Below are 15,712 nucleotides of genomic sequence, written 5' to 3' on the forward strand. Positions count from 1 at the left end.
ATCTTTATATTTCAAGTAAATTCTCAACAACTAAATCTCCTACTTCAGAAGTAGAATAACCCATTTTCCCTGCAGAAAGGCTTTGAAGTTTTTCTTTAACAACTTTTTTTACGGATTCCTCAATTGCTTTACTTGCTTTCTCTTCTCCTAAAGTTTCAAGCATAAGAGATAAAGCAGATATAGCTGCTAAAGGATTAATAACATTTTTACCAGTATATTTTGGAGCACTTCCTCCAATTGGTTCAAACATAGAAACTCCTTCTGGATTTAGATTTCCTCCAGCAGCGATGCCCATTCCTCCTTGAATTATTGCTCCCAGGTCAGTTATGATATCTCCAAACATATTGTCAGTTACAATCACATCAAACCATTCAGGATTTTTGACCATCCACATACAAGTTGCATCAACATGAGCATAATCTGTCTTTATATCAGGATACTCTTTGGCAACTTTATAAAAGGTTCTTTCCCATAAATCAAAAGCAAAAGTGAGAACATTGGTTTTCCCACAAAGAGTGACTTGCTTTTTTTTATTTCTTTTTCTGGCATAATCAAAGGCAAATCTTATACACCGTTCAACACCTTTATATGTGTTAATACTTTCTTGAATGGCTACTTCATCTTCAGTTTCTTTCTTTAGAAAACCTCCAGCACCACAATATAGTCCCTCAGTATTCTCTCTTATAACCACAAAGTCTATATCTTTTTCTTCTTTTTCTTTTAAAGGACAAAATCTTTTATCATAAAGAATTACAGGCCTTAAGTTTATATATTGGTCAAGCTCAAATCTTAACCTGAGTAAAATACCCTTTTCAAGAATTCCCGGTTTTACTCTTGGATCTCCTATGGCTCCCAAATAAATGGAATCAAAAGTCTTTAGTTCTTCCAATACAGAATCTGGGAGAGTTTCTCCTGTTTTTAAATATCTTTCTGCACCTATATCATATTCAATGATTTCAGAGTTGAAGTTAAATTTATCCTGAGCAGATTTTAGGACTTTTATTCCTTCCCTTATAACCTCAGGACCTGTTCCATCTCCAGGTATTACTGCTATTTTATAAGTTTTCATTTTATCCCCCTTTATTAAAATTCTTAATATTTAGGAGAAGAAAATATGATGAATAAACTCTCTTGTCAACCCTCTAACCCTATAAGATCTTGGACAAATTTTGTTAAAATACCTTTCACTCGGATCTAGGAAGTTCTATAGAAACTTTATCATCTTTGAGTTTAATCTCTCCTCCCATTCTAGTTATTGTTTTATTAACAGCAAATAATGGAAGGAGTTCTATTCTATCTGGAAGTTCACGGAAGTCTTTAAGATAGAATTTTTTTAGGAAAGGAGAAATAAAATTAATAAGACAGCTTTCTTCAAATACCTCAATTGATAACTCAAATTGATTTTCACACATTTCTATCAAGGAGTCAAAGATAAATTTAAATCTCTCTTTATCAATCTCTAAGAAACAAGTTTTATTAACTTTTATATTATAAAAATCTTCAAGAAATTTTCCGATTTCTATTTTTTCTAAATTTAATGCTCTATATTTTAAATAATTCTCATAAACTTCTTGCAATTCCTTTGTTTCTTCCTCCAAATCATTTAATATTTCCTCATCAATTAAACCACGCAAAGCCACAATAAATTGCTGCACACCTCTAACTTTATGGTCAATTGTAGAAAGTAACTCTATAAGAACAAATTTATGAAATTTTTCCATTTTGTTTCTCCCAAATAAGTTAAGTATATTATATGAGGAAAATCCGATATGTCAATAGATAAATCCAAATTAGAGAAAAACCTAATATTTTTTTGTTTTTCTTTCTTTTCTTGTTTCAAGAAAGAGTTCTTTTATTCTTTTTCTATATTTTTCATCTAATTTTATGTTTCTCCTATTCATAACCTTACTCGCGGTTTCTATAGCCTTATCTAATTTATATTCTTCTATTTCTCCACTCCACCAACTGAAAGGAGGAAGGTATTTTGGAGGAAAAGTTCTTCCAAATATATTGCAAAAGGGTTCAATAATAGTTCCTGTATTAAAGGAAGTATTAATAGCTGTTTTTGAATGGTCTCCTATCATTACTCCAAGAAATTGCATTCCTGTTTGATATTTTTTTTCTTTTAAAATTACAGTAACTTCTCCATAATTATTTTTTAGGTCTGAATTAGTTGTTCCTGCTCCCAAGTTAACCCATTCTCCGATAAAAGAATGCCCAAGAAATCCTGAATGTTGTTTATTAGAGTAACCTTGAAAGATGCTTTCTTCAATCTCCCCTCCTAATTTTACCACATCTCCCACTGCAACTTTATCTAAAATAGTTCCCGGTTTAGTCTTTGTTTTTCTTCCAATATAAGAGGGACCTTTAACGAAGGTGTAACTTTCCAATTCTGTTTTTTCTTCAATCCAAATAGGACCTTCCTCTGCATCTAGAACAACTCCTTCTCTAAGCTTAACATCCTTTCCTACGTAGATATTCCTTCTATTCCTTAAAAACACAAATTTTCCTATAGGACTTTCTAACTTTCCTAAAAAACGAGCACTGTCTTTAAAATCTGAATATAAACTCTCAGTGAGATCTCGTATAATATCCCAAATAAAGTTAAAAGTCGGAAGTTCCTTTTCTATAACCTTATACCCTTTAAAATCCTTTTTCTTACTAATAAATTTCTCCCCTCTATATCCAAGAATTTCTCCTTCTTTATTAATTATGCACACCCCCTTTTCTAACTCTTTAAAAAATCTAAAATCTTTTAGCCTTGCGTTCAAAAATAGAGTATCATCATCAACTTTGAATTCATCTCTGTAAGACTTTCTTGGAGAAAATATTAGGGGTCTTATATTAAATTGAAAAAAAACCTTTTCTTTTTGAGTGTATTTACCTGTCCTAATTTCAGTTAAGGAGTGAAGTCTTGTTATTGGGTAAAAGTTGGTAAATTTCTCGTCTTCAAATAAAACGATTTTCATATTCAATATTACCAATACAAATTCATAAGTCAAGTATTCAGGGATTAAAATTTGTAGTAGCACCAACCCTAATAGTATAGTAAATTTTCCCTTTACTCAAGCTATGAATAGTTGTATTGAGATGAAAGTGAAGCGAATTAGAGAAATCAAAGGTAGTGGAAGAGCCCAAATCATAAAAAAGACCAGGTGGATAGAGTTCTTTCATCCTCACAGAAATTGAATTTCTATCTAAGTAATAATAATTATAACCGATTCCTATTTTAATTAATCCTGTAATTCCCTTTTTGAATGGCCTATAACCTATATTTATAATAGGAGAAAATAGTGTGTCCTCACCTTTTATAAAAACTCCTTCTATTTTAGTTTCGACCCCTTTTCCGCTCCAGAAACTTATAAACCCTCCAATTTTATTTTCTTTTAAATTCCATTCTCTTGAAATTCCAAATTCTCTACTTCCGTTAGAGCTTCTTTCCAATCCTACATCTATTTTTTTATAATCCTGAGAAGTAGTAATCAGAGAAGGATCTCCCCCACTATATTTTAAATCACCTCTAAAAAATGCTTTGTTTATTCCTTCTTCAGGAAACTTAAAATTTAGTAAAACATTGCTAATAAGAATTAACCCTGGGCTATATCTAAGATCAAGAGATCCATTAAGGAGAATTAACTTCTCATTATTTATGCTAATATTTGCTGAATACTCTTTTGTTTCTTTTTCTATACCTGTATACACAATTCTTTTGATATAATCTCCAAATGGATTCTCGTAATAAGTGTTAGAAATAGAATCAAAAGAGTAATTCCCTTCCCCAGGAAGAACTTTCTGATAATATTTTTCCCAAACACTTATTCCTTTTCTAGAGAGATCAAATTGAGTTCTTGTAGAAAAATAATCTTTATAGAAATTTATTTTTAAAGAACCATTTATTATTTTATCTAATCTTCCAGATATTAAATTTTTTCTATAAATCTGAGAAGCAGAAAGAGAAAAAATTTTTTGGATTAAATTCGTTTTAATTGTATAAACTTTAGCAGTATCCATTTCTCCTTTTCCTTCAAGACCATATTCTAAGGAAATATAAGGAATATTTAAAGAAAATTCCTTCCTATAATCTTTCTCTCTTTTTAGATTTCTATAAGAAATGTCGTAAGTGTCGAATCTGAAACCTGTTGTTATATCCTCTTTATAATCTTTAATTCTCTCATAATAAATATAGTAAGGGAAAATAGAGAAGTTTATTTTATCTTTTCTAAGAGTGTCAGCTTCCCCATAAATATATGCAAAATTAATTTTTGAATAAGGATTTAATTTTATACTGCTTTCTAAAAACTCTGAAGGAAATTCTGAAACTTCCCATGTTTTTAGTAAATCTTTATCTCCTTCCCATTCTTTCATTACGTAGTTGTTAAACCTCTTTGAGTAATTTAAAGAAAACCCTATAAAATCATAAGGATTAAAATCCAAGTTAACCTTTGTGCTTAATCCTTCTTTTTCATTATTTCCTAAAAGAGTAGAACTTTTTCTTCCTTTTAGATTTCCTGAAAACTTTATTCTACCAAAATCTTTGTCTATTTCAAGAGAAATGAGATTATCCTCTTCCCCAAGAGAAACCTTTTTTTTGGGAGAGTAAGGGCCATTACCTGTCCAGAGGAAACAATGTAAAGAATCAACAAAAATATATTCTCCCCTTCCTTCCCCAACCCAGTTAAAATAAACTTCGTAGGATCCCTTCTTTGGCCCCACATAGACGAAGATTGAATCTTGAAGTTCATAATCTCCATTCCCTTCCCCTACTTCTACTGCTGTATATCTATAACCAAAACCGGAATCAGGATAGGACTCTATTAATTCTTTCTCCGAAATGTCTTTTTGCTGTGTAAAAGAGACAAAATACTCATCTTTTTTCAAACCAACTTTATAAAAATAATTGCTTTCTTCATAACTTGTATACTGAAAGAGAATAAGAACAACAGATTCGTTATCAAGAAAAACAGATGGGTTAAAAGTAATAGAAGATTCTGAATAATCTATTATATAGTCCTTTCCTTCTCCTCTTTCTAATAATTTCCCATTTAGCCATACTTTTTCTGAGCCACTAATAATCACAATATCTCTTATGTCTTCATCTGGAATTATCTTATAAGGACCTTGTTTACTTTCTGTTACTTTAAATGTGGTCTTCCCAAATTTAGACTTTGTAATTCCAACAGTTCCAAAGAAACTCCCTGCTTTAGATGACAATCCAAGAAGTCTTTTGTCTACTCCTTCTTCTTCGCTTGTAATATCACCAAGTCTGAAAGAAATCTTAGGAGAGATTGCTTCGATAAATATTTCGTCTATTTCTTTTAAATTCTGAGAAGCATCATTTCCTCCAGGAATGTTTTCATCAGAAAGAATCCCAGAAACCTCAAAGTCTCCTGCTCTTCCTCCTATTTTCATCCATAGACTTTGAGTTACATCTCCTCTTCCAGATCGAAAATCAAAAAACAGACCTTTATTTCCTTCTATTTGAAGCTCCTCTTGTAAGCTTGAGGCTTCTTCGAATTCTTTGGAATAAATCATTTTTCCTTCCTCATTCCATTTTGAGTAATTTCTTCTTAACCCATCAAAATTTAAAAATCTTAATGTTAAAGGGGATGAATATTCTCTTAGAAGTTTAAGGATTCCTCTTTGATAATCTATTATGTACTCTGATTCTCTTAAAAGCAGTTTATCTTTTACCCAAAGACTGTCTGAACCTTTAATGATGAAAGAATAACCTAGATTTATCTGGATAGTATCTGGATTTTCAATCATTATTGTTTGAGAGGAGATAGCCAAAATTAATAAAAACAAAATGCCTTCCTCTTAATGAAGAGCTTCATAAATAATTTCTGCCATGACTTTACCAATTCCAGGAACTTCTGAGATTTCTTCTTTTGAAGCTGAGAGTAACCTTTCCTTTGAGCCGAAATGTTGAATTAAAGCAACTTTGCGCTTATACCCTATTCCTTTAATCTTATCCAACTCTGAAATAGTAAGTCTTCTCCCTCTAAGATTCTTATGATATCTTAAGGCAAACGAATGAGCTTCGTTACGTATTCTCATTAAAAGTTTCAGCGCTTCTGAATGTAAAGGAAGAGAAATAACTTCTCCTTGAGGAAGATAGATTTCTTCAAATCTTTTAGCGAGAGCTATTATAGGAATTTTTAAAGAGATGTTTTCTTCCATTGCTTTAATAGCTGCATTTAGTTGAGCTTTTCCCCCATCAATCAAAATTAAATCTGGTAGATCTTTCTTTTCAGAAATCAATCTTTTTATTCTTCTTCCAACAATTTCTCCAATCATTCCAGCGTCATTTAACTCCTTAATGCCTTTTATTTTAAATTTTCTATATTCTTCCTTTGCAGGGACTCCATTTATGAATACAACGCAGGAACCCACAGAATCTTTTCCTCCAATATTGGAGATATCAAAACCCTCTATTCTGCTTGGAATTTTAGGAAGAGATAAGACATCTTGCAATTCTAAGAGGGAACCTCTTAAGCCTTTTACAGGATGGGATAATTCTCTTTCTAATTCGAGTTTAGCATTTCGTGTTGCCATTTCTAATAATTTTTTTAAATCCCCTTTTTTAGGAATTTTAATTTCGGAAGAAAGAAGTTCCTCTAACAATTCCTTATCTTCAATTTCTACTGGAATCAAAATCTCATCTGGGACATACGAAACTTTAAGATATTTCCAAAGTAGGAATCTTCTAATATATTCTTGAAGAGAAACATCTTCATTTGAATTAAGTATATATCTTTCTCCATTGATCATTTTCCCTTCCCTTATATAAAAAGCAAAAACACATGCCATCCCAGGTCTTTGTTCAATACCAATTATATCTCTAGACTTTTTATCTTTAAGAACCATTCTCTGTTTCTTTGTAATCTCTCTTAAACTCATAAGTTGATTTCGGTAAATAGCCGCCATTTCAAAATTTAAATTTTCTGCAGCTTTTTTCATTTTCTCATAAATTATTTCCTCAAGTTTTTTTGTCTTTCCTCTAAGGAAGTCTATAATCTCCTCTATTATCTCTTTATAATCCTCCTTTGTGATTTTTCCTATACAAGGAGCAGAGCATTTATAAATGTGATATTGAAGACAAGGTTTTTCAGGTAAGTTCTTTCCCCTACAAGATCTTACAGGGAATACCGCTCTAATTGTCTTAAGAGTTTTTTTTATGGCTTTTACATCTGGATATGGACCAAAATAAAGAGAACCATCCTCTTCTATTTTTCTTGTGTAATAAATTGTAGGATATTCATCCTTAATTGTGATCTTAACGTAAGGATATCTTTTGTCGTCTTTTAATCTTATATTATACTTAGGTTGGTGCTCTTTTATTTCATTTTCTTCTAATATTAAAGCTTCTATTTCATTTGATGTTGTAGTAAATTCTAAAGAAGTAGCCTTTTGAAGAATTCTTTTTTCTTTTAGAGATACAGTAGGGCTAAAATAAGACTTCAGACGTTTTCTTAAATTTTTTGCCTTGCCAATATAAAGGATTTCTTTATCATCTTTGAAATGATATACCCCTGGAAGTTCAGGAATCTCGTTTAAAGAAATATTTATCATTAAATATAAATTAAAAATATGCAAAATAATTTCAAGTCTTTTATTTCGGTCTTGAGGATTTATTCCTCTTGACAAATAAAAAAATTTTTTTATAAAGAGGCTTTTTATGTGTTTAATAATTTTACTTTTTTCTGAAGCTCTTATTCGGGAAGGAAGTTATCAACCTTTTGATTTTTTCTGGGAATTTTATACAGATAATCGTATTTCTTCAGAAGCCTGTGGTATGGGTTATAGCGGAGTAGCAAATACTGGTGATTTATCCAACACTTTCATAAATCAAGCTTCCCTATCTTTAGAAAATAAACAACTATATTTTGAATATGTTTACAAAGACGATATAGAATGGATTGTGGATATAAAATACAAAAACTTAAATCCTAATTTTTCCGTGGGTTTTAGCTTGCCTATCAACGATTATTTTCAAAGCGGGATAACATATCGGACAGAAAATTCTCTCAAAGCAGACTATGGAGAAATAACAGGAACAATAGTAGACGATACACTAGAAGAAGGATATATAGATATTGGCACAGCAAGGTTTTATAGAAATCTCAGATTTAGTTCTTTTTCTATCCCTTTTGTTTTTACCTTCAAAAATATATTAAGTATTGGTATTGATTTAAGTTACACAAAATTTTATTCTAAAATTTTATCTTGAAACGGAAGATTCATTACTTAAAGCAACTTAATTGGCCTATAGGAATGCTTAATCAAATAAGGCCTAAATTCGGCATTATATGTTTTCTGGCAGAAAACTCTAAAGAAAGTCTATCTTTTGGATTTACTCATCTTCCGGAGGCAAGAAAATCTGTTGTGATTGAAGGAGACACCTTAGAGCCGAATGTGTTTCCTTTAAAAGTAGGAATTGGGATGAAATCTAAAACTGATTCAATATCTTTTTTTCCGACTTTAAATATTCTAAAAATTCGGAAGAAGAGAACCTTGTGGATAGAAAAGATATCCATTTCGGAATAGAATATAATTTAAACGACGCTCTAACTTTAAAAACAGGATTTTTTACACAATTGGATTATAGAACTTACAATTTAACTCAGAAGAATTCGGTTTAGGTAACTATCACCAGCTATTTATCACATTTGGTCTATTTTATAAAATCAATTCGTTGAAAATTAATTTATCTTTAATGGATAGCCACTTATTTTCTCATGGTCCAATTGGACAAACTTACATAAATACAGGGTTAAGTTATTGTTTCTAAAGCTTTTTATATTAACTACTGATTTTAAAAGATTCTCAAAAATACTTTTTCTTCTTAAATTCTTTTGAATCTTGGAATATCTGTGTCTATTCGGAGCTATTTCTCTTTTTAAAATATTAGGGTTATTTTTTATCCTTCTCTTGACAAAAACTTATATTTTTGATATTAATTAAACATGCGAATTGGTTTTGGATATGACTTACATCGATTGGCTAAAAACCGGAAACTCGTAATTGGGGGAGTCAAAATAAAAAGCCCTTTTGGTCTTCTCGGACATTCTGACGGAGATGTGCTCATACACTCAATTATTGATTCTCTACTCGGTGCTTTTGCTCTAAACGATATTGGAACACATTTTCCCAATACGGACGATACCTACAAAAATATTTCTAGTTTATATTTATTGAAAGAAACAATCAAAAAAATTCCAGGTAAAGTTCTCAATATTGATGCAACAATAATTGCAGAATCTCCAAAAATGGCCCCTTATATTCCTTCTATGAGGGAAAATATTGCAAAAACTCTTGGCATTGATGTTTCATCTGTTTCCATTAAAGCCAAGACCAACGAGGGGCTTGGTCCTGTTGGAAGAAATGAAGCTATTGCTTGTTATTGTGTTTGCCTTTGCGAGGAAATAAAAAAATGATTTTATTTTTAATCTTATCTCTTACACCCACCGAAGATTTTAGATACGCGAAGGGTCTTTTTGAAGATGGATTTTACGATATTGCAGAGACAGAATTAACTGATTTTCTAAATAATTATCCAAATAGTGTCTTTGCTCCTGAAGCTTCTCTACTTCTTTTGAAATCTCTATTTAAGCAAGAAAAGTTTAAAGAATCAGTTGTTAAATGTAAGGAGTTTATTTTTAAATATCCTTCTAAAAAAGAAGAGATCCTTATTGAATGGGGTAAAGCAGAGATAAAACTCTCCAATTTTGATTCTGCAATAAAGGTAATAAATCAAATAATGGATAAAGATAAAAGAGAACTTTATCTCGGAGAAGTTTATTATGCAAAAGGAGAATTTAGACAGGCTATAAAGCATTATTCTAAATCCAACCTTCCTTACAGTGAATTAAGTATTGGATGGACTTATTTAGAATTAAAAGACTACAAAAAAGCAGCAGAGATTTTTTCAAAACTTAAAGGAGAATATAAAGAAGAAGGTTCTTTTCTTTACGCGAAATCTTTATTTCTTCTAAACGATAAGAATTCTGAAAAAGCTTTTCTTTCTTATATTGAAAACTTTCCAAAAGGAAAATACAAAGGGAGAGCATATTCTTACCTTGCGGATCTTAGCGAAGCAAAGGGAAAAATTGAAGAAGCAATTAATTATCTTAAAAATATTCCGAGTGTGGATCCATCTCTTACTGGGTTTTCTTATTATAGAATTGGTATAGTTGAATACGAAAGAGGAAATTATGATACGGCTCTTGAATATTTTGACTCTATTAAGGAAGGAGATCCTTATTTCTGGGATGGAGCTTATTGGAAAGGTTTAACTTTTCAAAAACAAAATAAAATTGATGAAGCTATTTCTCTATTTTCTCTAATTGTTAAAGAAAGTCCAAGTCTCAAAAATGAAGCTCTTTTTGAAATAGCTCAAATATATAAAAATAGAAAAGAATATTTCAAAGCAAAAGAATTCTTTGAAAAAGTTAAAGGTGAATTAGAAGACGAAGCAAATATTGAAATAGGGAATATTTTACTAAAAGAAGAGAAATATAATGAAGCTTATTTGAAATTCAAAGAGGTAGTAGAAAATAAGAAAGGAAATGTTTCTCTTGCTTTATTCCAATCTGCAATAGCAAAAAAGAAAATGAATGATTTTGAAGGTTCCTTAAGTATATTAGAAACGTATGAGAGACAATTTCCCGAAGGCGAAGAGATTGATGAAGCGCTCCTATTAAAAGGTGATTTATATCAAAATTTAAAGGATTATAAAAGATCCTTAGAAGAGTATGGTAAAGTTAATTTAAAAAGATCCCCGGAACTAACTCCTTACGCCCTTGAAGGCAAAGCATGGGCTTTAATGGGTCTTAAGAAATATGAGGAAGCATTTAAATCCCTGGAGGAACTATCTGAAAGATTCCCAGATTTCTGTAGTAGAGCAGAAGTTTATCTCCAACTTGGGAATGCAGCTTATGCAATGGGTGACTTAAAGTCTGCAGAAAGAGCTTATCGTCAAGTAAAAGGGGAAAAGAAACCAGAGGCTTTATTTAATCTTGCAAAAATGTTCTTTGAAAGTAGAGAATACAATAAAGCAATTGAAGAATTTCTAAATATAAAGAGAAATTTTTCTCTCTCAAAATATAGTGAGATAAGTTCTTATTATATAGCGCTTTCTCTTAGAAAAAAGAATGATTTTCTTGCTTCAAACAGGGAACTTTACTATCTGATTTCTGAATCTCAAAATATAGAAATCTTAACACAGTCCTTTTTACTTCTTGGAGATAATTACTTTGATCAAGCAAAATTTGATTCTTCTTACAAATACTATACAAAAAGCCTTTCTTTAATAAGAGAATTACTTAAAGATGAGGACTCCTTTTCCCTATTATATGCAGCAAGAGGCATTTTACTTTCAATAAATAATTTAAAAGGCTATCGTGAAATGGAAGAAGAAGGAAAAGAGCTTATAAGACTATTAAAAGGAAAAATAGGGATTGAAGAGAAAATTAATGAACTTATAGGAGATATTCTATTCTCTTCTGGAGAATATAATAGAGCAATAAGTTATCTTGAACATTCAAAGAATCCAGAAAGTTTCTATAAGATAGGACTTGCTTTCCTCAAAATAAATAAGAAAGATTATGCAATTCAATTTTTAGAAAAATCAGCAAGAACTCCTGAATTTAAAGACAAAGCATATTTTGAGCTTGGAAAGATAGAACTCGATAATGGAAATATAAATAAAGCAAAAGAGTATTTTACTATGTCCTCCTTAGCAGAAGCTTCTATAATGTATGCTCTTTGTTTGAAGAAAGAAGGTAAGGAAAAAGAAGCCATTCAAAAATTACTAATCTTGAGAGATAAAACTGAAGGGGTTGCTTATCTTGAGATTGCGAAAATTCAAATAGAGCAAAAGAATTATGAAGAAGCTTTAAAAAATCTTGAGAAAGCAATTGGTTTTCGAAAAACGGAAGCTGAAGCTTATTATCTTACCGGGAAAGTCTTGTTTGAGACAAATAAGAAGGAAGAAGCACTGAAATTTTTACTTAAATTAAGATATCTTCATCCCGAAAGTGAGTTTATTGCTCCATCTCTTTATCTTATATCTGAAATAATGATTAGTAAAAAAGATAAAGAAAAAGCAATTCTTTATTTAAAGGAAATTATTGAAAGAAAAGAAGAACCCTGGTTAACAAAAGCTAAAGAGAAACTCTCTGATTTGAATAAATGAAAAGAAATTTCTTTTTTTCAATACTCTTATTGATTATTAGCAATGAACTTTATTCTGAGATTTTAGAGATCCCCGAAATTAGAGTATTTGGAGAAAGAAAAGTAGAAATTAAAGCAATAAGCAAAGAACTTCTCCCATTCGAAGAGGAATATCTTGAACCTATCTTTACAAGAAATAAAAGAGATTTGCCAAAATTCGATGTTATAGAGGAAAGAGAAAAGAGAGAAGGAAATTTAGGCATTAATACTTCTTTTGGGGTTGGGACGCATTTAGAAGGGTATCTCCTTGGATATGTAAGAGATAAATTCTTTCCCTTAGAAGTAGGAATAAATTTGAAGAAGAATTTAATAAAAAAAACTTCTTTAACAGAACTATTTTCAAGAGCTTTGTTCAAAAATTTTTATCTTTCTTTTAATTTTTATGACGGAGACTTTTATAATTCAATCTACAGGTTTAGCATTGGAACTTTATATAATATTGCTAACTTAAGCTTTCTTGGAGTGTATTCTGACTCTCTAATAGGTGTTTTTGAGGCTGATTTTAACATAAATCCTTTTAGGTTTAATATTCAAATTGAGGAGGATATAGATTATAACATAAAAGCTCTTTTTGAGAAATACCCATTTCAAGTGGGTGGTTGTTGGTTTTCTAAAAAATTATATCCTGAAATAACCTATTTTTTCCCAATAAATGGTTTTTACATAAAAAGTGGTTTATTCAACAAAACAGGAATTGCCTATTTATATTGTCCATCTCCAGAATATTTAATTGAATATTCCTCTAAAAAGACATACTATAGGTTTGAGCTTGGTCAGACACTTACTGAAATACCTATATCTATAATATTCTCTCATTATTTAGAAAATTCTTCAAACTTTCTGGGTATAAAAGGAACTCATAAGACATTATCTTTTGAAATTGGATATCCCTTAAATTCTGGTTCTTTTCTTTTCATTCAAGGATTAAATACTAAAATCCTGAAAATAATAGAAACAAGTTTATTCAGTTATATAGAAGGCTATGGAAATTACTTTTTTGATGTTCAATTTGGATATAATTTAAGATATAACTTAAAGACTGGAATAGAATCAAGCTTTAGCCATGGTTGGGATAAAAAAGATAATTTTAGAATAAAAGCTTATTTTTACTTAAGCTTTGGAATATAAGATCACAATATAAATAGTTCTATAAAATAAAAAATATAAATTATTATAAATATTATTCCTTCCCAACGATCTAACCTCCTTCCTTTTCCAGTAAAAATAAATATAAATAAAAGAATACTCGCAAATATATTTACTACCATATCTAAATTTGAAATCTTCTCAAATGATATTGGATTAATAATTGCTGAAGTTCCTAAAATAAAGAATGTGTTAAAAATATTGGACCCCACAATATTTCCTATTGAAATATCAACATTTTTTTTCATTGCCGCTACTACCGAAGTAGCCAACTCTGGTAAAGAAGTCCCTATAGAAACAATTGTTATTGCTATAATTCTTTCAGATAATCCTATTTCTTCAGCGAATCTTTTTGCAAATAGAACAGTCAACTTCCCTCCGCCAATGAGTAAAATGAATCCAAGGATAATAAATAAAATTGATTTTTGTAAAGAATAATCTTTTACAGGAACTTCTTCAGTAAAAGAGCCTGATTTCATCAATTGGACATTATAAATCGTAAAAATGAGAAAGAACAATAATAAAATGAGTCCATCTTTTCTTGTTATTAAAGAAAAAGCCGTTTTATCTATTATTTGGTCATTAGCTAAAAATAAAAGGATGATTGCTGATAAAAGACAAAGAGGTATTTCTATCCAAGTAGTGTTTGTCTTTACAGTGAGTGGATAAACAATAGATGAGAATCCAAGAACACATAAAATATTAAATATATTACTTCCAACTATATTTCCAAGGGCGATTTTAGGAACTTTTCCCAAAGAGGCAAATATATTAACAACCAGCTCTGGAGTTGAAGTGCCGAATGCAATAACCGTTAATCCAATAGCGATAGTTGGAACATTTAATCGTTTAGCTAAAGAAGATGCGCTATCTACAAGAAGATGGGCGCCATATATTAAAGGAAAAAAACTAACTAATAATAAGAATAGAGTTAGCATTTTAACACCTTTTAAAATATATTAAAGAAAATATAAAAGTCAATAAAATATAATAAATTTTTGCAATCTAAAATCATTGACATATCACCTTAGATTGATTAACTTAATTTATAATGAAACTTTACGAAACACTAATAAAAATAGGAATTAATTTATCTGCAGAGAAAGATTTGGAAAGGTTGCTTAATTTAATTCTTGAGAGTGCTTGTAGAATATGCAAAGCAGATGCTGGGACTTTCTATCTTAAGAATGATAACTTCTTAGAGTTTAAAGTTTCTCGCAATTTTACACTTGAAAAGAAATTGGGAAAGAAACTTTTAGAACTTGTTTCTCCTCACGTCTTACCTATCTCAAATAAATCTATTGCTGGATGGAGTGCTGAAATAAAAGAAATAATAAATATAAAAGATTTATCTTCTCTTAAGAATGTCCCATATTCTCATAATACGGAATTTGAGGAAAAGACTGGTTATAAATGTAAGTCAATGTTAACAGTTCCAATTCTTGATAGAGAAAACAGTTTAGTAGGTGTTTTTCAATTAATAAATAAAACAAAAGGAAATAAAATTACATATTTTACAAGAACTGATGAGAAAATAGCCCATTCTCTATCTTCTCAAGCTGCTGTTGCGATAAGAAGTGCTCAACTTACAGAAGAACTTAAAGCAGCTCACCTTGAAACTATCTATCTACTGGGTGAAGCTGCAGAATATAAAAACAAAGAAACTGGAGATCATATTAAGAGAGTCGCAAGCTTCACAAAAGTAATTGCGGAAAATCTTGGTTTAGATAAGGATGTTGTTGAGATTATATACAAAGGTAGTCCTTTACATGATATTGGAAAAATAGGAATCCCAGATAAAATACTTACAAAACCCGGAAAATTAAAAAAAGAAGAATGGGAAATAATGAAACAACACACAACTTTTGGTTTTAATTTACTTAAAAACTCTACTTCTAACATAATTAAAACTGCCGCAGAAATTGCTTATACTCATCACGAGAGATGGGACGGAAAAGGGTATCCTAGAGGGCTAAAGGGTAAAGAGATACCCATTTCAGGAAGAATTGTTGCTTTATCTGATTTCTTTGATGCCTTAACTTCTAAACGATCTTATAGAAAAAAACCATTTTCTTTTGAAGAGACCCTTTCTATTATTAAGAAGGAAAGAGAAAAGCATTTCTGCCCTGAAACAACAGAGGCATTCTTTAAGGGTATAAAAAAGATAAAAGAAATCAGTAAGAACTCTCTTATTTCATAATTTTGCTGACAACCCCCCATTTTTTTCATAAAGACACCTCCATTTCGGGAAAGAGGCTTATAAATTTCGTCTTCTCGTTGGATTCCAACCGTACTCCTCGTCTGAACTGGATTTGAGTGAACCAATAGTTCA

General features: G+C 30.4%; 12 protein-coding genes. 6 read left to right on the plus strand and 6 right to left on the minus strand.

What is annotated here, in order from left to right; all coding sequences use genetic code 11:
* Window positions 1-4 precede the first annotated feature (4 nt).
* The 5 genes from ABIN61_06545 to uvrC form a co-directional block, all read right to left on the minus strand.
* Window positions 5-1,069, minus strand: coding sequence for a 3-isopropylmalate dehydrogenase (locus tag ABIN61_06545; GenBank protein MEO0293861.1), 1,065 nt, complete (start codon window positions 1,067-1,069; stop codon window positions 5-7).
* Window positions 1,070-1,184: 115 nt separating this feature from the next.
* Entirely contained in the window at window positions 1,185-1,721 is a 537-nt protein-coding gene (locus ABIN61_06550; GenBank protein MEO0293862.1) for a hypothetical protein, read from the minus strand.
* An 81-nt stretch (window positions 1,722-1,802) separates the two neighbouring features.
* Entirely contained in the window at window positions 1,803-2,969 is a 1,167-nt protein-coding gene (locus tag ABIN61_06555) for a putative sugar nucleotidyl transferase (GenBank protein ID MEO0293863.1), read from the minus strand.
* A 37-nt stretch (window positions 2,970-3,006) separates the two neighbouring features.
* The gene (locus ABIN61_06560) at window positions 3,007-5,805 is read right to left on the minus strand and encodes a hypothetical protein (protein ID MEO0293864.1); all 2,799 of its coding nucleotides are present in this window, start codon (window positions 5,803-5,805) and stop codon (window positions 3,007-3,009) included.
* A 12-nt stretch (window positions 5,806-5,817) separates the two neighbouring features.
* Window positions 5,818-7,572 carry an excinuclease ABC subunit UvrC gene (uvrC, locus tag ABIN61_06565; protein MEO0293865.1) on the minus strand — a complete coding sequence of 585 codons (1,755 nt, stop codon included), beginning with the start codon at window positions 7,570-7,572 and terminating at the stop codon, window positions 5,818-5,820.
* Between the two features lie 106 nt (window positions 7,573-7,678).
* Between uvrC and ABIN61_06570 the strand changes: the two genes are divergently transcribed.
* From ABIN61_06570 to ABIN61_06590, 5 genes are all read left to right on the plus strand, one after another.
* Window positions 7,679-8,230 (plus strand): hypothetical protein, encoded by a 552-nt coding sequence (locus ABIN61_06570; protein ID MEO0293866.1) that lies wholly within the window; start codon window positions 7,679-7,681, stop codon window positions 8,228-8,230.
* Window positions 8,231-8,274: 44 nt separating this feature from the next.
* Window positions 8,275-8,547 carry a hypothetical protein gene (locus ABIN61_06575; GenBank protein MEO0293867.1) on the plus strand — a complete coding sequence of 91 codons (273 nt, stop codon included), beginning with the start codon at window positions 8,275-8,277 and terminating at the stop codon, window positions 8,545-8,547.
* 419 nt (window positions 8,548-8,966) lie between these two features.
* On the plus strand, window positions 8,967-9,437 hold the full coding sequence (ispF, locus tag ABIN61_06580) for a 2-C-methyl-D-erythritol 2,4-cyclodiphosphate synthase (GenBank protein MEO0293868.1): 471 nt from the start codon (window positions 8,967-8,969) through the stop codon (window positions 9,435-9,437).
* Window positions 9,434-12,196, plus strand: a complete 2,763-nt coding sequence (locus ABIN61_06585; protein MEO0293869.1) for a tetratricopeptide repeat protein — start codon at window positions 9,434-9,436, stop codon at window positions 12,194-12,196. Before ispF ends, ABIN61_06585 begins: the two co-directional genes overlap by 4 nt.
* Window positions 12,193-13,362 carry a hypothetical protein gene (locus ABIN61_06590; protein MEO0293870.1) on the plus strand — a complete coding sequence of 390 codons (1,170 nt, stop codon included), beginning with the start codon at window positions 12,193-12,195 and terminating at the stop codon, window positions 13,360-13,362. Before ABIN61_06585 ends, ABIN61_06590 begins: the two co-directional genes overlap by 4 nt.
* A 2-nt stretch (window positions 13,363-13,364) precedes the next feature.
* Here ABIN61_06590 and ABIN61_06595 read toward each other — a convergent pair whose 3' ends face one another.
* Window positions 13,365-14,318 carry a calcium/sodium antiporter gene (locus ABIN61_06595; protein ID MEO0293871.1) on the minus strand — a complete coding sequence of 318 codons (954 nt, stop codon included), beginning with the start codon at window positions 14,316-14,318 and terminating at the stop codon, window positions 13,365-13,367.
* Window positions 14,319-14,431: 113 nt separating this feature from the next.
* Here ABIN61_06595 and ABIN61_06600 point away from each other — a divergent pair, with 113 nt between their 5' ends.
* Entirely contained in the window at window positions 14,432-15,580 is a 1,149-nt protein-coding gene (locus ABIN61_06600; protein MEO0293872.1) for an HD domain-containing phosphohydrolase, read from the plus strand.
* Window positions 15,581-15,712: the final 132 nt, after the last annotated feature.

This window comes from candidate division WOR-3 bacterium (genome assembly GCA_039804165.1).
Classification (GTDB): domain Bacteria; phylum Hydrothermota; class UBA3072; order UBA3072; family UBA3072; genus JAFGHJ01.